Origin of the sequence: Pseudomonas sp. EA_5y_Pfl2_R50, from assembly GCF_963970475.1 — a bacterium.
Taxonomy (GTDB): Bacteria; Pseudomonadota; Gammaproteobacteria; order Pseudomonadales; family Pseudomonadaceae; genus Aquipseudomonas.
The window spans coordinates 56,168-76,741 of sequence record NZ_CAXAPT010000007.1; the positions used below are offsets into that span (position 1 = coordinate 56,168).

Consider the following 20,574-nt stretch of genomic DNA (forward strand, 5'->3'; position numbering starts at 1 on the left):
CACAGGGAAATGCATTCCAACTGTGGGAGCGGGCTTGCTCGCGAAGGGGTCGCAGCTGTTGACCTCAATCGCCCTTGGGCAACTCAATCACAAACCGCGTCCATCCCGCCTGCGATTCGCAATGAATCTGTCCGCCATGGGCCCGGATGATCGACTGAGTAATCGCCAACCCCAGCCCCGCATGCTCGCTGCTGCCTTCCTGTCGCGCCGGATCGGCCCGATAGAACCGGTCAAACAACCGTGGCAACCATTGCGCAGAAATCTCTTCACCACTGTTCTCAACTGTAACGCGCACCACGCTGAGCAGATCAGTGATCCGCACATTCACAGCGCCTTCATTCGGCGTAAACCGCAGCGCGTTATCCAGCAAGTTCGACAGCGCCCGACGCAGCATGCTGCGATCACCCTCGATCCGCGCATTGCCTTCACGCGTCAGCCTGACCCCGGCGTCCTCCGCCAAGGGCGCAAAGAACTCCAGCAACACATCCGCTTCATCGGCCAGTGCCAGCGGTTCCCGGCTGGGCATCAGCAAGCCGTGGTCAGCCTTGGCCAGATACAACATGTCGTTGACCAGTTGTGCCATCCATTGCAGTTCTTCGAGATTGCTGTGCAGCGCTTCGCGATAGTCCTCGATGGGGCGCGGGCGGGTGAGGGTGACCTGAGTGTGGGTCAGCAGGTTCGACAGCGGTGTGCGCAGTTCATGGGCGATGTCAGCGGAAAACCCCGAGAGCCTCTGAAACGAGTCGTCGAGGCGTGCGAGCATGGCGTTGAAGCTGTGGGCCATTTCCGCAAGTTCTGGAGGCATTTGATCTTCTGGCAGTCGGGCGTTGAGCGACTGCGCAGAAATCCCACGGGCCACGGCACTCATGCGCCGCAGCGGGCGCAAGCCGCTGCGTGCTGCCCAGGCACCGAGTAGCGCGGTCGCCACGGCCGAAAGACCCACGGTGAGCCAGATCAGATGCTGCATGCGTTGCAGAAAGTGCTGGTGATGGGTGATGTCGAGCAGCAGCGTCAGTTGCGGCGAGTCGGGTCGGTCAGGGTAGAGCGGGGCATTGAGCACGCGGTAGTCCGTGCCGCTGCTGCTGATCTTCGATAAACCGGATTGTTGCGGTAAATCCTCGGGAATCCGGGGCGAACTGTCGTACTCGCGTTGGCCGTCGCTGCCGGTAATGCGCAAGGACAAGTCGGCCTGGCGGCTAAGCTCATCCACCAGCCGCGTCTCGCGCTGAGCCGGTTCGACATCCTGTAATGCCCGGCGCAAGCCAATCAGTCTGCCGTCCATTTGTTGCTGATCGAGCTCAATGAAGTGCGCCTCGCTGGCGCGGTTGAACAGCACCCCGGCAAACAGCGAGACCACGGCGGTGCACGCAGCAAACAACAAGGCCAGACGGGAACTCAGGGACAAGCGGCGCATCAGGCGCTGCGCTCTTCTAGCACGTAGCCCATGCCGCGCACGGTGTGAATCAGTTTGTTGGGGAAGTCGTCGTCGATCTTCAGGCGCAACCGCCGGATCGCCACCTCGATGACGTTGGTGTCACTGTCGAAGTTCATGTCCCAGACCTGTGAAGCGATCAGCGTTTTCGGCAGCACTTCACCCTGGCGGCGCAGGAGCATTTCCAGCAGGGCGAATTCCTTGGCGGTCAGGTCAATGCGCTGGCCCCCGCGTTCAACCCGGCGGCGGATCAGATCTAGGCGCAAGTCGGCCATTTGCAGGCTGGTCTCCTGCGTCGTGGCACTGCCGCGACGCAACAGGCTGCGCACCCGGGCCAGCAGTTCGGAGAAGGCGAAAGGTTTGACCAGATAATCGTCGGCGCCCAGTTCGAGGCCGTGAACCCTGTGCTCCACCGCATCCTTGGCCGTCAGAAAAAGTACCGGCGTGTCGAGACCGGCGTTGCGCACCGCTTGCAGGATCTGCCAGCCGCTGCGGCCGGGCAGCATCACGTCGAGAATGAGCAGCGCGTAATCACCGCTCAGCGCCAGTTGCTGACCGCTGTTGCCATCGGCCACCAGTTCCGTATTGAACCCGGCCTCGGTCAGGCCTTGACGCAAGTATTGGCCGGTTTTCACTTGGTCTTCGACGATCAACAGTTTCATGGGCGACTCGGTGGATTCGGGGTGTAGAAATGCAAACGTTATACCTTGAGGGCTCGCAACAAGCGCCAACCTGACAAAGTTGTAATCTGCCTGTCAGGCAGATGCCAGCGCAGGCCGGCTAAAGTTTCCCACAGGCTGAACCTTTTCTTGTTGGAGTACGACCATGTTTTTGCGCAAATCCCTGATGTTGACTGCCTGTGTGCTGGCACTGAGTTCGTCGGCGTGGGCCGCGCCGGCACACACCTACGCCTTTGGTCAGCCCGCTGCAGCCAGCAAAGCCACACGCAGCATTGAAGTGGTGATGGGGGACATGTCCTTCGACCCGAAGGCAATCCAGATCAAGGCCGGTGAGACGGTTCGCTTTGTGCTGGTGAATAAAGGTCAGTTGCTGCACGAATTCAACCTCGGTGACGCGGCGATGCACGCCAGACACCAGCAGGAAATGTTGCAGATGCAACAAAGCGGCATGCTCACGCCTACCGGCATGAAGGAAATGTCCCACGACATGGCGGGCATGGATCACGCAGCGATGGGCCATGGCATGAAACACGATGACCCCAACAGTGTCTTGGTGGAACCGGGCAAAACCGCCGAGTTGACCTGGACTTTCAACAAGGCCACCAGTCTGGAGTTTGCCTGCAACATCCCCGGGCATTATCAAGCGGGTATGGTCGGCAAACTGACTGTCAGTCAGTAAGCACTCAAAGGCGCGGGCAAAGACTGGTAGAATCCGCTGATTCTTCAGTCAGGTTTCCGCCATGCATCCCGCAGCCGAACATTCGCCGCTGGGCAAATCCAGCGAATACATCGCCACGTACACGCCGTCCCTGCTGTTCCCCATTCCGCGCACCGCGAAATGGGCCGAGCTGGGCCTGACCGCCGAAACCCTGCCGTATAAAGGTGTGGATTTCTGGAACTGCTTCGAGTTGTCGTGGCTGCTGCCATCCGGCAAGCCAGTAGTGGCCATTGGCGAATTCAGCATTCCGGCGGATTCGCCGAACATCATCGAATCCAAGTCGTTCAAGCTGTACCTGAACTCACTGAACCAGACGCCGTTCGCCGATATTGCGACGCTGGAAGCCACTCTGGTCAAAGACCTGTCTGCTGCCGCCGGCAAACCGGTGGGTGTGCGGGTTCGCAGCCTGAAGGACGTTGAAGCGGAAGGCGTCGTGGCGTTGCCGGGCGTGTGCATCGACGATCTGGACATCAGCGTCAGCAACTACGAGCATCCGCGCCCTGAGCTGTTGCGTTGCGATGATTCGCGGATTGTCGAGGAGAGCGTGCACACTCATCTGCTCAAATCCAATTGCCCGGTGACCAGTCAGCCGGACTGGGGCAGCGTCGTTGTGGAATATCGCGGCGCGGCGCTGGATCACGCGAGTCTGCTCGAATACATCGTCAGTTTCCGCCAGCACTCGGATTTCCATGAGCAGTGTGTGGAGCGGATTTTCCTTGATCTGCAACGCCTGCTGAAACCGGAAAAGCTGACCGTGTTTGCGCGTTATGTGCGTCGCGGTGGTCTGGATATCAACCCGTATCGGAGCACCGAAAGCATGCAGCTGCCGAATCACCGGCTCGTGCGTCAATAAAAATCCAGGATATCCAATGTGGGAGCGAGCCTGCTCGCGATTGCGGTGTGTCATTCAAGGATGATGTCGGCTGACAGGACGCCTCCGCCAGCAAGCCCGCTCCCATATTGACCACGTTTCAAAAATGAAGAAGCCCTGCCAGTGATGGCAGGGCTTCTTTGTGTGGCGGGGAATCAGATCCCCATGCTGCCCAGTGCATTGACGATATTGCGCAAGGTGCCGGCGATCGCCGGGTGCTCGACTTCGAAGCGTTCGACCGCCAGGTTCACGCCGTCGGCAATGCTCACGTCTTGAGTGGCGTTTTCCAGCTGGATTTCCGATTCAATCTGCGCCATCAACGCATGCAGGTCCTCGCGTTCGGCTTCCGACAGCGGCGGGTTCTGTTCCAGTTGCTCGCGCAGGGTATCGAGCTGTTTCTGAAGTTCTTGGGCGGGCATGGTGTATTCCTTTTATCAAGAGGCACTGGCATTGACCGCAGCCGCGCGCCAAAGGTCTATGGCTGACCTTTAGATTAATCCACTCTCGCCCAGTGTGCATGATCCCGATCAGGGCTTTTCGCCTTTGAGGCGGCGCAGGCTGATATCGGCCAGACAGGTGTCGAGTTCGCCGAGATGGTCGATGACCGAGTGCACGCCGAGCCCGAACAGTTGCACCGTGGCCTTGCCGCGCAACTGCTCGCGTTCCTTCTGGCTCAGGGCCTGCCACTCGTCGGGAGCGAGGCCGCACAACGAGCCGCACGAGGCGAGGCCGATGGTCCACAGCCCGGCATTCAGGCCGGATTGCAGCAAGCGCGGCTCGCCGCTGACCAGCACACAGCCATCCAGGCTGGCGGCGTTCAGGTCCATCAATGCCTGCCAGCAGGCGTCAGGAGCGGGCCACGGATTGATTGTTGCTGAATATTGCGCAGGTTTGATCCACGCCGGCAGCGAGGCGGACAACCCTCGTGCGAGGTCGGGGGGTAACTCATCGAGCCATGCGCAGGGAATCTGTTGATGTTGCAGGCTGAGCAGGCTGTCGAGAGCGCCCGGAGTGGCAGCCCCATGCTCGGGCAGGGCGGGGGCCTGTTGCCGCGCGCGGGCGCCGAAATCCACCAGGCATCCGCTCAGTCCGAACAGTACGGCGGTCAGGCTGGGCGCGGCGACGGGCAAGGTTTCGGCGTGAGTCATGGCAACGTCCCTGAAATAGCCATGACATTAGGCGGTGTCGGTGACAGTTGCGTGACAGACCTGTGAAGCGCTGCGTAGGAGGCGTCCTACGTGGTGCTTCATCGTTGCACTGCCCAAATTGGCTTTTACGCTTATACTAGCGGCCTTAATGCTTGGGCCCTGCTGCCCGCGCCAGTACAAAATCCAAGGAGTTTTTCTATGCGCTGGAGCAATCCGCTCGCTCAGCTTTGTGTATGTGCCGGCCTGTTGCTGGCTCCGTTCGCCACTCAGGCGGCGACGGAAGAAGACCCTTGGGAAAGCGTCAATCGCCCGATTTTCCAGTTCAATGACTTTGTCGACACCTACGCCCTGAAGCCTCTGGCGCAAGGCTATGAGTTTGTCACGCCGCAGTTTCTGGAGGACGGCATCCACAACATGTTCCGCAACGTCGGTGATGTCACCAACCTGGCGAACAACATTCTGCAGGCCAAACCGGCTGCTGCGGGCGTCGACACCGCGCGCCTGATCTTCAACACGACCTTCGGTCTGCTCGGCTTCTTCGATGTCGGCACCAAGATGGGCCTGCAGCGCAGCGACGAAGACTTCGGCCAGACCCTCGGCTACTGGGGTGTCGGCAGCGGCCCTTATGTGATGCTGCCATTGATGGGGCCGAGCACCCTGCGTGATGCGCCGTCGAAGTACGTCGACAGCTACACCGGTCCTTACCGCTACATCAACGACGTGCCGGTGCGTAACTCGGTGTTTGGCCTGAACATCGTCGACACCCGCGCCAGCCTGCTGTCGAGCGAGAAGCTGATCAGTGGCGACAAGTACACCTTCATCCGCAACGCCTACTTGCAGAATCGCGAGTTCAAGGTGAAAGATGGCCAGGTCGAAGACGATTTTTGATCTCGACCGATAAAACAGAAAGGCGACCTCTTGGTCGCCTTTTTTGTGTGTAGCTATTTCATCTTCAAAATGATCAGGCCGAGCTTCTGGCCGCCGTCATCCTGGGGTTTGATCCAGACCACTTCTGTCTCTGCTTCAAGTCCGCTGAGCGCGGCGTGATCGGAATCGATACGCACGGTCAATCGGTCGCCGACCTTGAACTGACGGGGTGCTTCGACCTGCATGCCACTGCTGGAGAGATCGATGCACACTCCTGAAATCTGATCGCCCGCATGAATCAACATGACATCGGCATCGACCCGCATGCGGATGAAATCGCGCTTTTCGCTGTAGTCCCGACCGGTTTGACTCATGGGTGTGACCTTCCATTGGGTTACGGTTTGAGCTGTTCTTATAACTCTCGGTGATTTGACAAGTAAAGTCGTCAAGCGACCATCGGCGCATGCTTGAAACGCTCTGCGGATGGGAGTACCGTCTGCGCCTTAGAAGGGCACCTCTGGTGCAACCGCGTTTGGAGCCAATGCTCGAAAGCGGTGCAGCAGAGAGGCTAGAAAGCGAATCCAGTAGTCTGTGCAGGGCCCGATGCCCGCCAACTACGCCAACCTAATTCTGGCGCCGTTTGCCCACATGCCAAAATCCAGTGCCACGCTGCTGATAATCGATGATGACGAAGTAGTGCGCGCGAGCCTCGCGGCCTATTTGGAAGACAGTGGTTTCAGCGTCCTGCAGGCCAGTAATGGTCAGCAGGGTCTTCAGGTATTCGAGCAAGACGAGCCCGACCTGGTCATCTGCGATCTGCGCATGCCACAGATGGGCGGTCTCGAACTCATCCGTCAGGTCACCGAACTGTCGCCGCAAACGCCGGTGATCGTGGTGTCGGGTGCCGGCGTGATGAACGACGCAGTCGAGGCCTTGCGCCTGGGCGCGGCGGATTACCTGATCAAGCCTCTCGAAGATCTGGCCGTGCTCGAGCACTCCGTGCGCCGGGCCCTGGATCGTGCGCGCCTGCTGCTGGAAAACCAGCGTTACCGCGAAAAGCTGGAAAAGGCCAACCGTGAGCTTGAGGCCAGCCTGAATCTGCTCCAGGAAGACCAGAACGCCGGTCGCCAGGTGCAGATGAACATGTTGCCGGAAAGCCCGTGGAGCATCGACGAGTTCAGGTTTGCCCATCAGATCATCCCGTCGTTGTACCTGTCGGGTGATTTTGTCGACTATTTCCGTGTCGATGACCGTCGGGTTGCGTTTTACCTGGCGGATGTATCGGGCCATGGCGCCTCTTCAGCCTTCGTCACCGTGCTGTTGAAGTTCATGACCACGCGCTTGCTGTTCGAATCCAAGCGCAACGGCACATTGCCGGAATTCAAGCCTTCGGAAGTCCTTGGTCATATCAACCGGGGACTGATCAGTTGTAAGCTGGGTAAACACGTCACAATGGTCGGTGGAGTCATCGACGAGGAGACCGGTTTGTTGACCTATAGCATCGGCGGCCATCTGCCGTTGCCTGTGTTGTATACGCCTGACAGTGTTCGTTATCTGGAGGGGCGTGGTCTGCCGGTGGGGCTCTTCAACGAAGCCACCTACGAAGACCACGTGCTTGAGCTGCCACCGACGTTCAGCCTGACGCTGATGTCTGATGGCATTCTGGATCTTTTGCCAGAACCTACGCTCAAAGAAAAAGAAGCCGCTTTGCCTCAACGGGTGAAGTCGGCGGGCGGCAGCCTGGATGGTCTGCGGCAAGTGTTTGGATTGGCCACGCTAGGGGAGATGCCGGATGATATCGCCCTGTTGGTGTTGAGCAGGAATCTTTAATGAGTACCGGTAGAATCCAGTTCGCCGAGCAGGACGGCACCTTCGTCCTCAAGTTCGTCGGTGAAGTTCGCCTGACCCTGTGTTCGGCGTTGGATGCGACTATTGAGAAAATCTTCACCGCGCTGAATTTCAACGCGATCGTGATCGATTTGACCGAAACCCGCAGCATCGACAGCACGACGCTGGGCCTGTTGGCCAAGCTGTCGATCCTGTCACGGCAGAAGGTCGGCCTCTTGCCGACCGTTGTCACCACCCACGATGACATCACCCGCCTGCTGCAATCGATGGGCTTCGAGCAGGTGTTCAACATCGTCAACCATCCGGTGCCATGCCCGGAGTGCCTGGACGACCTGCCGGATCAGGATCAGTCGGAAGAAGTGGTGCGGATCAAGGTGCTTGAAGCACACAAGATCCTCATGGGCCTGAACGACTCCAATAGAGAAGCGTTCCATGATCTGGTGAATGCCCTCGAGCGGCATTGAGTGGTGTGGGCCCTGCCGGCCCCATCGCCAGCAGGGCTAGCGTCCGCAAGAACATCCAATTCTTCCGCAAACAAAAAAGGGCGAACCCTCACAGGTTCGCCCTTTTCGCATTCTACAAAGTCAAATCACAGCTTGGCCTGCAACAGCGCCTCAAGCTTCTCCTGGTCGCGGGCGAACTGACGGATGCCCTCGGCCAGTTTCTCGGTGGCCATCGCGTCTTCGTTGGACAACCAGCGGAATTGCGCTTCGTTGAGGCTCAGGCGGGCTTCACCGGTATGACCCGGAGCCAGTTTGCGCTCCAGCTTGCCGGTATCCGCCGCCAGCTTGTCGATCAGGTCCGGGCTGATGGTCAGGCGGTCGCAACCGGCCAGCTGCTCGATCTGGTTGAGGTTGCGGAAGCTCGCACCCATGACCACGGTCTTGTAGTCATTGGCCTTGTAGTAGTTGTAGATGCGGGTCACCGACTGCACGCCCGGATCATCAGCGCCGGTGTAGTCGTTGCCGTTGGCTTTCTTGTACCAGTCGTAGATGCGGCCTACGAACGGCGAAATGAGGAACACGCCGGCATCGGCGCAGGCGGCGGCCTGGGCGAACGAAAACAGCAGGGTCAGGTTGGTCTGGATGCCTTCCTTCTCCAGCACTTCGGCAGCGCGGATACCTTCCCAGGTCGAAGCGATCTTGATCAGTACGCGGTCGCGGCCGATGCCGGCCTTGTCGTACAGCTCGATCAGGCGATGGGCGCGTTTGAGTACGGCATCTTTGTCGAACGACAGGCGCGCATCCACTTCAGTGGAAATACGGCCCGGAATCACTTTGAGAATTTCCTGGCCGACCGCGACGCCAAAGCGGTCGCTGGCCAGGCCAACATCGCCCTTGCAATCGCTGACGCAGGCATTGAGCAGCTCTGCATAGCCAGCAATGGCCGCTGCCTTGAGCAGCAGGGAAGGGTTGGTGGTCGCGTCGACCGGTTTCACACGAGAAATCGCTTCGAAATCGCCGGTGTCGGCAACGACGGTGGTGAACTGTTTGAGTTGTTCCAGCTTGGAAGTCATGGGCGTGCTCTGTCCTATGGGTCTGATGACATTACCCGAGCGCTGACAGCCACTCAAGGGCGGGTACGTGTATCGACAGCCCCTGCGGCAACAACCTGAAAACGATTGTTTGAAAGGCGGGGCGTGCTATCGATGAATACGATGCCAAAAGCGCTCACAGGTTCAAAGCAACCGACCTGCGCACAGATCAGTTGCGCATGGGTTACTCGGCGTTCAGCAGGGCTTCGACCGACATTCGTGCCGGTTTCGGCTGGCCGTCAGAGGTCAGCAGGCCAAAGTTCTTCTCACGCTCGTTGCTGCCTGAATCGCTGTTCTTCCATTCGTAGATAGAGGTCAGCGGGATGTTGAGTTTTTTAACACCGCCGATGAACGCGTTGATCTTGCTTGCTTGCCCTTCGGCGCCGCCGTTTGAGGCCAGTGCTGAAATGCCCCATTCGCTGATGACGCCGGGCAGATGGAAGTTCTGTTGAATGAAGGTCTGCGCGTTGCTGATCTGCGTCGCGGTCATGCCATAAGGGTGATAGGAAATCGCATTCAGGCATTTCGGGTATTCGCTGACGATGCGATTGAGTGCCACGGTGGAGGCCGAACCGGCGCTCGGTGGCCGGGCGAAGCCGTAACCGACGCGGGGGTTCACTTGCGGCTTGCCTTGCAGTGCCTTGCACACGGTGTTCATGAACGGCACGAACGTCGTGTCGAAATTGCCCGTCGGCCAATAGGTCTGCAGATCCGGTTCGTTCCACAGTTCGGTGGCGATCAGTTGCCCGCTGTACGACGTTTCCAGGGTGGTCACGGCATTGGCGAAGGCCTCGCCCGCGCTTGCCAGTTCTGCGCTATTGAAGGGCTTGAGCGCGCGTACCGTCAGCAACACCGGCAGCCCTGCGGATTTTGCCGCCGCAAACGCATCGCTGACCTGCTTCTGATAGGCCTTGGCGCCGAGGCTGTCGCTCCAGACGCCGAAACGCACAAAACCGAAGCCTGCCGATTTGATCTGCGCGGCGTCCGCGGTGGAGAAGTTCTGGATCTTGACCTGAACCCCGATGTTTTTGGCCGGAAGGTTGGGAAACAGTTCGCTGGCGTGAACTTGAGGCGTGGCACCCAGCATCGTGAGCACCAAGGCGCCGAGTTTGTTGAGATGTGTTGATTTCATGTCTGCTCTCCCGAAGAGAAGTGACAACTTCGAATAATTGATCTCTTTTCTCAATTTTCGAGTGAGGTGATGGCACTTAGTGCACGAATGTTATTTTTTGTCGGGAAACCATTCTCTGAAAATCACAGTTATTTTTAGTCCGCTAATTGTGGTTGGGGGACTTTAAAACGCTGTGGTACTTAATGCTCCAGTACTAACAGGGCGAATCTATTTCTGAGTGCAGGAGGATCTTGAGGGTTCATTCAATTGCCCTCGGGATGTTGGCCGTTTGACATTACACAGGAAAGTAAAACCTTGTTCAGAAAGATCCTTGTTGTCTGCGTGGGCAACATATGCCGAAGTCCGACGGCAGAGCTCATGTTGCGAAATGCGCTGGCGCCGTCATCGATTACGGTGTCTTCCGCGGGCCTGTCCGCCCGGGTCGGCGAGGGCGTCGAGGCCTCGGCCCGGCAGGTGCTCGAAGATCACGGGCACAACGCCGAAGGGTTCAAGGCGCGGCAACTGACCCCGGACATCGTTAATGAATCAGATCTGATTCTGGTCATGGAAAAAGAGCATGTAAAACAAGTGCTGAAGATTGCCTCTCACGCCAGAGGCAAAGTGTTTCTGCTCGGCAAGTGGCAGAGCGAGCGCGAAATACAAGATCCGTATCGTCAAGGCAAGGCCGCTTTTATTCATGCCCACGCATTGATTGAAGATGCTGTTAGTTCATGGGCAAAGCGTCTCCGGTATTGATGAATATTCTTCAGAACAGTGAATGGTAAGAACAGACTTATGCAGTTACCGTCCGTAAACGGCACCCGTGACAGCGATCAAGACAGTATTGATCTTCTCGGTATCTTTGGCAGTTTGATTGACCAGAAATGGTTGATCGGTGCCCTGACCGGTGCCTTCATGGTCGCCGGCGTCGCCTACGCGGTGTTGGCCACGCCAGTGTACCTGGCCAACGCGCTGGTACAGGTCGAACCGAAAAAGAACGACATGCTCGGATTCTCCGACCTCAACAGCATGCTCGGCGGGCAATCGCCGTCGGTGACCGAAATCGGCATCATCAAATCCCGCGCAGTGATCGGCAAAACCGTCGACGACCTGCGTCTGGACATCGACGTCACCCCCAACACCTTCCCGATGATTGGCGGCTTTCTCGCCCGACGTTTTCGCGGCGAAACCGAGACCAGCGTCGCGGCGCCGCGTTTCGGCCTGAGCAGCTACGCGTGGGGCGGTGAGCGTCTGGAGTTCGCCCGGCTCAACCTGCCGAAAGAACTGCTGGGCAAGAAACTCAGCTTGATTGCCGGCGAACAACAGCACTTTCAATTGTTCGATGACAACGACAACCTGCTGGTCGAAGGCGTCGCGGGCGCAGCGTTCGCGCAGGACGGTGTCGAAGGCCAGATCGCGCAGCTACAGGCCAACCCCGGCACCCGTTTCGAGGTGGTGCGTAACCCGCGCATCGTGACCATTCAGGGTTACCAGGACGCGCTGGATATTTCCGAGCAGGGCAAGGAATCGGGGATTATCAAACTGGCCCTGGCCAGCAGCGACGCCGCTGAAGCGGTGAAGATCCTCAACAAGATCGCCGCGCTGTATGTCGAGCAGAACGTGCGTCGCACCTCGGCGGAAGCGGCGCAGAGTCTGGCCTTCCTGCAAAGCCAGTTGCCGCAGGTCAAACGTGATCTGGCCAAGGCCAGCGATGCATTGAACGCCTACCAGACCCACGGCAAGACGGTGAACATTTCCCTGGAAACGCAATCGGTGCTCGGCCAGGCCGTGGCCCTGGAAACGCGGATTTCCGAGCTGAAAATGCAGCAGGCGGAGATGGATCGCAAGTTCACCAGGCAACACCCGGCCTACCGTGCGTTGATGAGCCAGATCGGCGAGCTGACCCAGCAACAGAAGTCGCTGGAAGGCAAGGTCGGCGATCTGCCCGCCACGCAGCAGGAATTGCTCAACCTGACCCGCGACGTCGAAGTGGCCTCGCAGATCTATACGCAGTTGCTGAACAAATCCCAGGAGCTCGACATCATCCGCGCCGGTGCGGTAGGGAACGTGCGCCTGGTCGATACCGCAGACGTCGACCTGACCAGCCCGGTCAAACCGAAAAAAGCCCTGATCGTGCTGATCGCCACCTTTCTCGGCGCCTTTGTCGGCGTGGCGCTGGTGCTGCTGCGCAAATCCCTGAGCCGGGGTCTGGAAGGCCCGGAAGCCATCGAGCAACTGGGTTTGCCGGTGTACGCGTCGATTCCGTACAGCGCGTTGCAGCAGGAAGAAGACAGCAAAAAAGGTCGCGCCCGCGATGGCGTCGACAAACCGGCGTACCTGCTGGCGCTGCGTAATCCAACCGATCTTTCCATCGAGTCGATCCGCAGCCTGCGCACTTGCCTGCACTTCGCCGGGCTCGACTCGACCAACAACCGCATCATGATTTCCGGGCCGAGCCCACAGGTCGGCAAGACATTCGTGTCGTCCAACCTCGCGGCGGTCATGGCACTCAGCGGTCAGCGCGTGGTGCTGATCGATGCCGACATGCGTAAAGGGCACCTGCACAAAACCCTCAACACGCCGATCACCAACGGTTTGTCCGATCTGCTGGTCAAGCGTTGCAGCATCGATCAGGCGATCAACAAAGTCGAAGTCGACAACCTGCATTTCATCAGTCGCGGCCAGGTGCCGCCCAACCCCTCCGAGCTGTTGATGCACGCCAACTTCCGCGAATTGCTTGCCGAGCTGAGCGAGCGCTACGACCTGGTGATCATCGACACACCACCACTGCTGGCGGTGACGGACGCGGCGATTGTCGGCCGTGAAGCGGGCATCAGCCTGATCGTCACGCGCTTCGGCGTGAACCCGGCGAAAGAGATCGAACTGACCATTCGCCGTTTCGCGCAGAACGGCATCGAGTTGAAAGGCGCGGTGTTCAACGGCGTCGAGAAGCGTGCCGCCAGCTACTACGGCAACGGCGGTTACGGCTATTACAACTATGAATACGCGTCCGACAAATCCTGACTGTCAGCGACTGTTTTTTCCTGTTTGAAGTGGGTGATTTGTGAAAAAAATACTGCACGTGGCAGAGACGATCAAAGGTGGCGTCGCGACGGTGATCCGCACGATTTCGGCGTCGCCCGAAGGTGATGCGGCCAGCTATGAACTGGTCTACCTGGTGCCGGAAGATCAGGCCAAAGAACTGCACGGTATCGATGCGCAGCAGATCCGCACCTTTCCCCGCAGCGGCCGTAATGTGCCGTCATTGCTCCGTTTCGCCTGGCGGTTGACTCAGGTGATGTTGAAGGAAAAACCCGATGTGGTGCATTTGCACAGCACCTTTTCCGGGGTGATCGGCCGTTGCGTGTGCGTGCTGTTGCGACCGTGGCGCAAGCCGAAAATCGTCTACTGCCCGCACGCGTTTTCGTTCCTGATGGAAAGCTCGCCGATCAAGCAGAAACTCTATGCGTGGATCGAGCGGGTGCTGCAGAAAGTCACCGACGTGATCATCTGCGTCAGCCAGTACGAGCTGGATAAAGCCGCGCGTTTCGGCATTCAGCGCAAGCGCATGAAGCTGGTTTACAACGGTATTCATCACAAGGACGACGTCGCCAAAGCCAGCAGTCCCGAGCCGATTCATCTGCTCTTTGTTGGCCGGCTCGACTATCAGAAAGGTTTCGACGTACTGCTCAAGGCCTACGCCAGCGTGCAGCGCAGTGACTTGAAGTTGACGGTGGTCGGCAGTGCGGTCAACGAAGATGCGGTCGAGTGCCCACCTATGGCCGGCGTCGAGTATTTGCCTTGGGTTACCCCAGGCGAAGTTCAGGCGCTGTATCAACAGGCCGACGCGCTGATTGTGCCGAGCCGCTGGGAAGGCTTTGCCATGGTGCCGCTCGAAGGCATGGCGCTGGGTTTGCCGGTGATCGCCAGCAACTGCACGTCACTGCCGGAGCTGGTCACCAACGAAGTGTCCGGCTACGTCTTTCCCACCGGTGATCATCAGGCACTGGCCGAGGTTCTGAAGAAAATCCAGAAGCCGCGCTTGCTCGACCTCGGCAACGAAGGGCGCAGCATCGTTCGCGAGCGTTTCAGTGCCGCGTTGATGATTCGCCAAACCTACGACCTGTATCGCGCTCCCACTTTTTAAGTAGAACTCAAGCATATGAACGTAACGATTTTGCATGGCTACAGTGCGTCCAACTCCGGTGACGGCCTGCTCGTCGATCTGGCCATCGCCCTGGTGCAGCGCAACTTTGGCGAAGACACCGCGATCAGCGTGGTGGCTTCCGACCCGGACTCTTTCAGCTACTTGCCGCACCCGCGCTTTGACGCTCCGGTGATGGCGGCCAAGGGCCTGGGCCGGGTCAAACAAGCGGTGTTTCTCAACCAGTCCTACGCCGGGCTGGCGGATCTGTTGAAGAAAACCGATCTGATCGTCGGCGTCGGTGGCGGCTACATGCGCTCGAAAAGCGCCTTCGAGCACGTCAAGCTGAAACTCGGCCACGCCAAGCAATTGGAAACCGCGATTCTCAGCAAGGTGCCGTCGGTGTACCTGCCGCAGAGCATCGGGCCGTTCCATGGCGAGAGCAGCAAGATCGTCGAGCACTACGCCAGCGCTGACGCGGTGTTCGTGCGCGACAACCGTTCCTCGGCGATTTTCGACGCCTGCGAAAATGTCTATCGCGCCCCCGATCTGGCGGTGCAGTCGCTGGCGAGCAAAATCCTCCAGCAGCCAAAATTCACCCGCTGCGCCGCCTCGCCGGCCACGGTGTGCGTGGTGCTGCGCAAGCCGCCGGAGTGGAGCAAGGACAAGAAAGTCGCCTACGTGGCCAATCTGAAGTTGCTGCTGCAGCGCCTGAAGCAAAAAAGCAAAGTGGTCTGCGCTGTGCAGAGCGCCGTGCGCGGCAACGACGACGGCGCGTTCTATCGTGAACTGGGCATCAGTGAAGACCTGCTGTCGCTGAAGGCGACGATTGCCAAATATCAGCCGGATCTGGTGATTTCCGTTCGCTTGCACGGCGCCATCGAATCGCTGCTTTCCGGCGTGCCGGCGTATCACATCAGCTACGAGCGCAAAGGCTTCGGTGCCTATCAGGACATGGGCGTCGAGGACTGGGTAATCAACGGCGGCGACATCAATGTCGACACCATCATCGACACGGTTTACGCGCCAAATGCGTTGTCGAATTTCGGCAGACGCCTGACCGACACCTGCCGGGAAATCGAAGCCAAAACCGTGGCGATGGACGACATCATCAAAGGTGTCGTTCGATGATATTTCGGCTGCTGCTTCGCGGCGGAGCATTAGGCGCGAAGTTTTTGCTGGTGTTGGCGATTACCCATTACCTCGGTTACGAGGCGCTGGGGTTTTACGGCGTTGTGGTCGCGGCATCGTTGATCGCCTCGAAGTTCTACAGCGTCGGTTTCAGTTCCGAGATCAATCGGCTGATCAGCGTCGGCGGCAGTTCGCGCCGGGTGGTCGACAAAGTCCTGCTGCTGTATCTGGCAGTGGGATTGCTGTTGTCGGTGGTGACGGTGCTGATTTATTCACTGTTCCAGACGGTTGAAGCGACCGCCATGCTGATCCTCTGCGTGACGCTGGTGCTGCTCACCGAGCACCTGTCGTTCGAAATCAACTCGTTCGTGTTCTCGGCGCAGAAAGCCACGGCCGGCGCGTTGCTGTTTTTCATCAAGACCGGTCTGTGGGCGGTGTTGGCGGTAGGCGGGATGATGCTCGGCTGGGTGTCGGGCATCGCCAGTGTGTTGTGGCTGTGGGTCGCCGCCAACGTGCTGGTGATCATCGCCGGTTACCTGATCGTCGTGAACGTGCACAAGGGCCGCGAGAGCGGCACGTTGGCGACGGCGACGGTGTGGAAGGCCGGGCTGCCGTTCTACCTCGGTACCGGTTTGATCGCGCTGAGTCAGTACGCCGAACGCTTCCTGATCATCGATCTGGAACCCTACGCCAGCCTCGGCAAATACGTGTACGCGTGGTCGGCGGCGAACACCTTGCAAGCGTTATCGTATGCGGTGGTGGCGGTGGTCGGGATTCCGGTGCTGGCCAAGCGTTTCCAGGCGGATCAACAGGCGTTCACGGTCAAGCAGTTGTTCGTCAACAAGTGGGTCATGCGCTCGCTGGTGGTGTCGGCAGCGGTGGCGGTGGCGATTTATCTGTTCTTCAACGTGGTGCTCGATTACGTCGCCACCAGCGTGCCGCGCCCGGACAACGGCATCCTTGGCGTGCTGATTGTTTCCTTTGCCTTGCGCGCGATTGGCGACATTGTCTGGGGCGGTTTGATTGCCTCCAAGAACAGTCGTGTATCGCTTGCCAGTGCGGCGATCTGCCTGCTGGTTTCGGTGCCGGTCAGCTGGGTGCTGATCAAGCATTATTCGATCTACGGCGCGGCGTGGGGCAATGTGTTTGCGATCATCGTGCAACTCGGGGTCATCGCCGTGCTGACCCGCGTGACCCAAGCGAAAAAGGCCGCGCTGTCATGGGCCTGAAACTGCCGTGCATCGAGTTTCGCGGCAAGAAACTCGATTCATATGTGTCGTTCCTGATCCTCTTCACCGGGCTGTTTCTGTCGGTGGCCATGCCGCTGCTGATTCCCCGCGATCCGGGCCCGGATGCGATGACCTTGTGGTCGTCTTACGCCCGCGCCGACAACTGCAATTTCTGGAACCCGTTCTCGCCGGATCGCTCATCCTACGAGTGCTCGGCGTTCCTGCTGCGGCCCACCGGGATCAACCTGACCAACGCCTGGGCCTACGGCATGTTCTGCAATTTTTTCCTCACGGCGATTCCGGTGGTGGTGTTCCGCCGCATGCCGCTGGCGATCTTCGGCACCCTGTGCCTGTGGGGCGTTGTCCGTTCGTTCTTCCTTGAGAACCTGACCAAGGAAATCATCGTCTCGGTGGCGGTGTTGAGCATTCTGCTCAGCTCGCTGACGCGCAAATATCGCGGCGGCTTTTTCCTCTCGGCGGTGATTTACGGCGTGCTGATCCGGCCCTACTGGATTCTGTTTTCACTGTCGTGGGTCGGCGTCTGCGTGATGAAAAAATACGTGTCGCGCATGACCTTCTTTCTGATGCTGTTTCTGTTTTATCTGGCAGTGGCCATGGCGATTCAGGTCGCGCTGGGGTTTCCGGTGTCGTCGATTCGCGCCAGCAACAACGAACTGCGCACGGCGGGCGAGGAGGGCTCGAAGTCGTTGATCGTCTCGTGGCTCAGCGGCAGCGACTTCGTTTCGCAGGCGCTGGATTCCATGATCATCTTCTTCCGCTTGTCGTTCCCGGTGGAGTTGATCCTGCTGTCCGGGCCGGGGCAGGTGATCTTTGTGGCGTTGATGATCATGACCGCGCTGCTGCTGTTCAAAGTGATCACCTCGACCGATTACAAGGGCGCACCGATCCAGACCAAGCCCAAGGAACTGATCGCGATCCCGCTGGCATTTTTGCTGGTGCAAGGTCTGTTCGAGCCGGACTTCGGCTCCTTCGCCCGGCACTTTTCGATGGTGGTGCCGGTGTTGTTTGTCGGCCTGGGTCTGATGTTGCGGGCGAACAAACCGGTGCAGGTTGAATCAAGAATTCTGAATTGAGGCAGGTGCTTTATGTCGAGCAAGAAAAAGTCCCTGGAGATTGAAACCCTGCGTGGCCTGGCGTGCCTGTTGCTGGTGCTCTATCACGTCATCGGGCCGTTGGGCGGCGGGTTGAAGATCGATATCGGCTCGCCGTTCCGGGTGATCGCCGACTCGATGGTCTACGTGCGCATGCCGCTGTTCACGTTCATTTCCGGCTATATCTATTCCATCTACAAAATTCGCGGCAATGACTTTTCCGCTTTCTTCAGCGGCAAGGTGCGCCGCTTGATCGTGCCGCTGTTTTGCGTCGGTGTGCCGTTCTCGGTGTTGCAAGCGGTGGCGCCGGGGGTGAACAAGGACGTCGGCGTGATCGACGCGCTGTTGTCGTTTTGGGTGCCGGTCAACCACTTCTGGTTCCTGCAGGCGGTGTTCATCATTTTCATGTTCGTCGGGCTGCTGGAATGGCGCGGGCTGTTGCGTTCGCCGACGCGCTTGTACGGGTTGTTCGCGTTTGCGGCGGTGTTGTTTCTGCTGCCGCCGTTCAGGTTCGATGCGTTCGGGATCAATGGCGCAATCTACCTGCTGCCGTTCTTTGTGGCGGGGATGATTGGTCAGGAGAATGTCGTCGCACTGAAGCAACGCTTCAAGGTGATCGGGCCGTTGGTGTTTGTGCTGATTTCGCTGACGCTACTGTATGTGGCGGCGATTGATCGCGAGTTGATTGTTGATCGCCGTAGTCTGATCGGCTTGACCGTAGGGTGCGTGTCCTGCATTGCGTTGTTGTCGAGTGATGTGCGGTCCAAAGCGCTGACCTGGCTGGGCGGGTATTCCTATGCGATTTTCCTGTTTCATGTGCTGTTCGCGGCGACCTCGCGGTTTGTCTTGGGGCGCTTGGGCGTGAAGGATGAAAGCCTGCTGGTGCTCGGGGGCTTGAGTTGTGGCTTGCTCGGGCCGGTGGTGTTGTCGATGGTTTTCAGTCGGTTCACTTTCACTTCGGTGTTGTTCCTTGGGGAGCGCGCGGCGAAGAAGAAACCGGCGCCAGCCATTGCGCCTGTGGTGCACATTTAAAAGAGCCAAAAGCTTCGCGAGCAAGCCCGCTCCCACCGGTTTTCCGGTGTACTCAGATTTGGCGGATGACCACGAGCGGGCTTGCTCGCGAAGGGGTCATTCCAGCCTCAAGGAAATTTTTCATGTTGGCAGTCGATGACGCTCAACCCGTTGCAGCATCGGTGGTTCAGGTGGGCGATGCCCGCGAGCGCTTTGCGCAGTGGCGCGAAGGCAAGGCCGGCAAGGTGTTGTCGATCTCGGTGATTGGCGACAGCTACAGTGCCGGGCAGGACTTTTATCTGAACAAACTGGTACAGCGCGTGGCCGGGGAGGTCGGTTTTGCCGGGCCCGGTTATGTCGGTTTTAACCATGGCGCAGCACTGGGCGGCACGCATTTCAAATACACCCGCAGCAGTGAAAAGTATTTCGGTGGGGGCTGGAAAGTGTCCGATCTGGGCCAGGCGAGCCCGGACAGTCGCACGGTCACAGGTCGGCCCGGTGCCTGGCTGCAAGTGGACGCCAATCCTTCGCCGCGCATCGATACGGCGGTCACGCAGGCGAAACTTCTTTATCTCGGTAACGGCGACCCCGGCGAAATCCGCTACCGTTGGGCTCCTGCGCAAGACTGGCAGCCTTTGAAGCTTGAAGGTTCGGGTGTTCAGGAGGTTCCGCTGACGGGGCTCTCGGCAGCCAAAGACTGGTCGTTCAATCTGGAAGTGGTGAAGGGCGCGCCGACGTTGTTTGGCCTGTGGATGAGCAACGGTCAGAACGGCGTGCGGGTCTCGAAACTGGCGGCATCCGGCGCGGCTTCGGCGGACTTCTATCATCAGGATGCGCAATGGCAGGCCCAGTGGAAAGCCGCCGTGGCGAAGATCCCCGCTGACGTGTACCTGATCATGCTCGGTGGCAACGATCAGGGCTTCGGCGTGAAGCCTGCGCAGTATTTGCAGAATGTGCAGGGGCTGGTGGGCATGCTGCGCGAGATTCAACCAAAGGCGAGCATCAACCTGATCATGCGTCAGGACACCACGCGCTCCAGCGCTTATCCGATGTCGGCATATGCGCAGATGCTGGAACCTTGGGCGCGGGAGCAGCATTTGGGCTACGCCAATCTGCAATGCGCGTTTGGTCCTGACGTCAAACGCTACGCGGCGGCGATGATCGGCCCGGACAAGATTCATCCGGTGCCGGCCACGGGTGGGAAGGTGATTGCCGATTACTTCTATGCCTGGATCACCGGCGCCAAAGATCGCTGCGACGCCTCCCCACAATGATTGCTCCCACGCGCTGCGTGGGAACGATCAGCTCAGTCCTGCGCGAAGACGTCGACGTGTTCGAGCAACTCGGCAGTTTTCTGCGGCATCAACCGCGTATCGCAGCGGGTTTCAACGTTGATGATGATTGCCGGGTCGTTGCAGCAAATCCGCACGCGAAAGCGCCAGTCGCTGAAGATCACTTTCAGGCCATCGCTGTCATCCATCTCCAGCGCCTGCTCGCCGTAGAGCTTTTTCAAATGCGCGAGCAGGGGATAGGGATCGTGCATCGGCCGGCGAATGTCCCCGGACGCGGGAAACACGCCGATGCGCTCCACCAGCAGAATCGTGCCCAGCCAGGTTTCGTTGGCGCTGGGCAGCGGTTGATGGCGGGACAACCAGCTCATCACCCCGAGGCTGCCCACCTCGCGTTCAATCTCTACGGAATGTCGTGCAATGTTCATGGTCGCCTCATTGGGTGGTTG

The 20,574-nt window shown here is 58.9% G+C and carries 21 protein-coding genes; 13 read left to right on the forward strand and 8 right to left on the reverse strand.

Annotated features, from left to right (window positions below; translation table 11 throughout):
- Nucleotides 1-64: 64 nt before the first annotated feature.
- Both AACY19_RS13670 and AACY19_RS13675 read right to left on the reverse strand, forming a co-directional pair.
- Nucleotides 65-1,414 (reverse strand): heavy metal sensor histidine kinase, encoded by a 1,350-nt coding sequence (locus AACY19_RS13670; protein WP_339450944.1) that lies wholly within the window; start codon nucleotides 1,412-1,414, stop codon nucleotides 65-67.
- The gene (locus AACY19_RS13675; protein ID WP_339450946.1) at nucleotides 1,414-2,094 is read right to left on the reverse strand and encodes a heavy metal response regulator transcription factor; all 681 of its coding nucleotides are present in this window, start codon (nucleotides 2,092-2,094) and stop codon (nucleotides 1,414-1,416) included. The genes AACY19_RS13670 and AACY19_RS13675 overlap by 1 nt, the downstream gene beginning before the upstream one ends.
- A gap of 163 nt (nucleotides 2,095-2,257) precedes the next feature.
- Here AACY19_RS13675 and copI point away from each other — a divergent pair, with 163 nt between their 5' ends.
- Nucleotides 2,258-2,791, forward strand: a complete 534-nt coding sequence (copI, locus tag AACY19_RS13680) for a copper-resistant cuproprotein CopI (RefSeq protein ID WP_339450948.1) — start codon at nucleotides 2,258-2,260, stop codon at nucleotides 2,789-2,791.
- 61 nt (nucleotides 2,792-2,852) lie between these two features.
- On the forward strand, nucleotides 2,853-3,683 hold the full coding sequence (queF, locus tag AACY19_RS13685; RefSeq protein ID WP_339450950.1) for an NADPH-dependent 7-cyano-7-deazaguanine reductase QueF: 831 nt from the start codon (nucleotides 2,853-2,855) through the stop codon (nucleotides 3,681-3,683).
- A gap of 173 nt (nucleotides 3,684-3,856) precedes the next feature.
- Here the strand turns inward: queF and AACY19_RS13690 are convergent, their stop codons facing one another.
- Together AACY19_RS13690 and AACY19_RS13695 are read right to left on the reverse strand one after the other, a co-directional pair.
- Entirely contained in the window at nucleotides 3,857-4,120 is a 264-nt protein-coding gene (locus AACY19_RS13690; RefSeq protein ID WP_236428775.1) for a DUF4404 family protein, read from the reverse strand.
- Between the two features lie 108 nt (nucleotides 4,121-4,228).
- On the reverse strand, nucleotides 4,229-4,849 hold the full coding sequence (locus AACY19_RS13695; RefSeq protein ID WP_339450956.1) for an HAD family phosphatase: 621 nt from the start codon (nucleotides 4,847-4,849) through the stop codon (nucleotides 4,229-4,231).
- A 198-nt stretch (nucleotides 4,850-5,047) separates the two neighbouring features.
- Here AACY19_RS13695 and AACY19_RS13700 point away from each other — a divergent pair, with 198 nt between their 5' ends.
- A complete protein-coding gene (locus AACY19_RS13700; protein ID WP_339450958.1) occupies nucleotides 5,048-5,737 on the forward strand; it encodes an MlaA family lipoprotein in 690 nt (229 codons plus the stop codon).
- Between the two features lie 53 nt (nucleotides 5,738-5,790).
- Here the strand turns inward: AACY19_RS13700 and AACY19_RS13705 are convergent, their stop codons facing one another.
- Nucleotides 5,791-6,090, reverse strand: a complete 300-nt coding sequence (locus AACY19_RS13705) for a PilZ domain-containing protein (protein WP_339450960.1) — start codon at nucleotides 6,088-6,090, stop codon at nucleotides 5,791-5,793.
- 274 nt (nucleotides 6,091-6,364) lie between these two features.
- Here AACY19_RS13705 and rssB point away from each other — a divergent pair, with 274 nt between their 5' ends.
- Both rssB and rssC read left to right on the forward strand, forming a co-directional pair.
- Complete coding sequence (gene rssB / locus AACY19_RS13710) at nucleotides 6,365-7,546, forward strand: two-component system response regulator RssB (RefSeq protein WP_339451372.1); 1,182 nt, start codon at nucleotides 6,365-6,367, stop codon at nucleotides 7,544-7,546.
- Nucleotides 7,546-8,028 carry an anti-sigma factor antagonist RssC gene (gene rssC / locus AACY19_RS13715; RefSeq protein ID WP_042560140.1) on the forward strand — a complete coding sequence of 161 codons (483 nt, stop codon included), beginning with the start codon at nucleotides 7,546-7,548 and terminating at the stop codon, nucleotides 8,026-8,028. The genes rssB and rssC overlap by 1 nt, the downstream gene beginning before the upstream one ends.
- Before the next feature lie 125 nt (nucleotides 8,029-8,153).
- Here rssC and tal read toward each other — a convergent pair whose 3' ends face one another.
- Nucleotides 8,154-9,080, reverse strand: a complete 927-nt coding sequence (gene tal, locus AACY19_RS13720; protein ID WP_339450962.1) for a transaldolase — start codon at nucleotides 9,078-9,080, stop codon at nucleotides 8,154-8,156.
- Nucleotides 9,081-9,282: 202 nt separating this feature from the next.
- On the reverse strand, nucleotides 9,283-10,230 hold the full coding sequence (locus tag AACY19_RS13725; protein WP_339450964.1) for a glycosyl hydrolase family 5: 948 nt from the start codon (nucleotides 10,228-10,230) through the stop codon (nucleotides 9,283-9,285).
- Nucleotides 10,231-10,524: 294 nt separating this feature from the next.
- Here AACY19_RS13725 and AACY19_RS13730 point away from each other — a divergent pair, with 294 nt between their 5' ends.
- The 8 genes from AACY19_RS13730 to AACY19_RS13765 all read left to right on the forward strand — a co-directional run bounded on the left by AACY19_RS13730 (nucleotide 10,525) and on the right by AACY19_RS13765 (nucleotide 20,110).
- Complete coding sequence (locus tag AACY19_RS13730; RefSeq protein WP_339450966.1) at nucleotides 10,525-10,965, forward strand: low molecular weight protein-tyrosine-phosphatase; 441 nt, start codon at nucleotides 10,525-10,527, stop codon at nucleotides 10,963-10,965.
- Nucleotides 10,966-11,004: 39 nt separating this feature from the next.
- Nucleotides 11,005-13,233, forward strand: coding sequence for a polysaccharide biosynthesis tyrosine autokinase (locus AACY19_RS13735; RefSeq protein WP_339450968.1), 2,229 nt, complete (start codon nucleotides 11,005-11,007; stop codon nucleotides 13,231-13,233).
- Between the two features lie 40 nt (nucleotides 13,234-13,273).
- The gene (locus tag AACY19_RS13740) at nucleotides 13,274-14,356 is read left to right on the forward strand and encodes a glycosyltransferase (RefSeq protein ID WP_339450970.1); all 1,083 of its coding nucleotides are present in this window, start codon (nucleotides 13,274-13,276) and stop codon (nucleotides 14,354-14,356) included.
- Between the two features lie 15 nt (nucleotides 14,357-14,371).
- The gene (locus AACY19_RS13745; RefSeq protein ID WP_339450972.1) at nucleotides 14,372-15,484 is read left to right on the forward strand and encodes a polysaccharide pyruvyl transferase family protein; all 1,113 of its coding nucleotides are present in this window, start codon (nucleotides 14,372-14,374) and stop codon (nucleotides 15,482-15,484) included.
- On the forward strand, nucleotides 15,481-16,713 hold the full coding sequence (locus AACY19_RS13750) for a phosphoribosylaminoimidazole carboxylase (protein ID WP_339450974.1): 1,233 nt from the start codon (nucleotides 15,481-15,483) through the stop codon (nucleotides 16,711-16,713). The genes AACY19_RS13745 and AACY19_RS13750 overlap by 4 nt, the downstream gene beginning before the upstream one ends.
- Nucleotides 16,704-17,807, forward strand: coding sequence for a hypothetical protein (locus AACY19_RS13755; protein WP_339450976.1), 1,104 nt, complete (start codon nucleotides 16,704-16,706; stop codon nucleotides 17,805-17,807). Before AACY19_RS13750 ends, AACY19_RS13755 begins: the two co-directional genes overlap by 10 nt.
- Before the next feature lie 12 nt (nucleotides 17,808-17,819).
- Nucleotides 17,820-18,857 (forward strand): acyltransferase family protein, encoded by a 1,038-nt coding sequence (locus tag AACY19_RS13760; RefSeq protein WP_339450978.1) that lies wholly within the window; start codon nucleotides 17,820-17,822, stop codon nucleotides 18,855-18,857.
- 122 nt (nucleotides 18,858-18,979) lie between these two features.
- Entirely contained in the window at nucleotides 18,980-20,110 is a 1,131-nt protein-coding gene (locus AACY19_RS13765) for an SGNH/GDSL hydrolase family protein (protein WP_339450980.1), read from the forward strand.
- Between the two features lie 32 nt (nucleotides 20,111-20,142).
- On the opposite strand, the gene AACY19_RS13770 is transcribed toward AACY19_RS13765, so the two are convergent.
- Complete coding sequence (locus AACY19_RS13770; protein ID WP_339450982.1) at nucleotides 20,143-20,553, reverse strand: mannose-1-phosphate guanylyltransferase; 411 nt, start codon at nucleotides 20,551-20,553, stop codon at nucleotides 20,143-20,145.
- Between the last annotated feature and the right edge of the window lie 21 nt (nucleotides 20,554-20,574).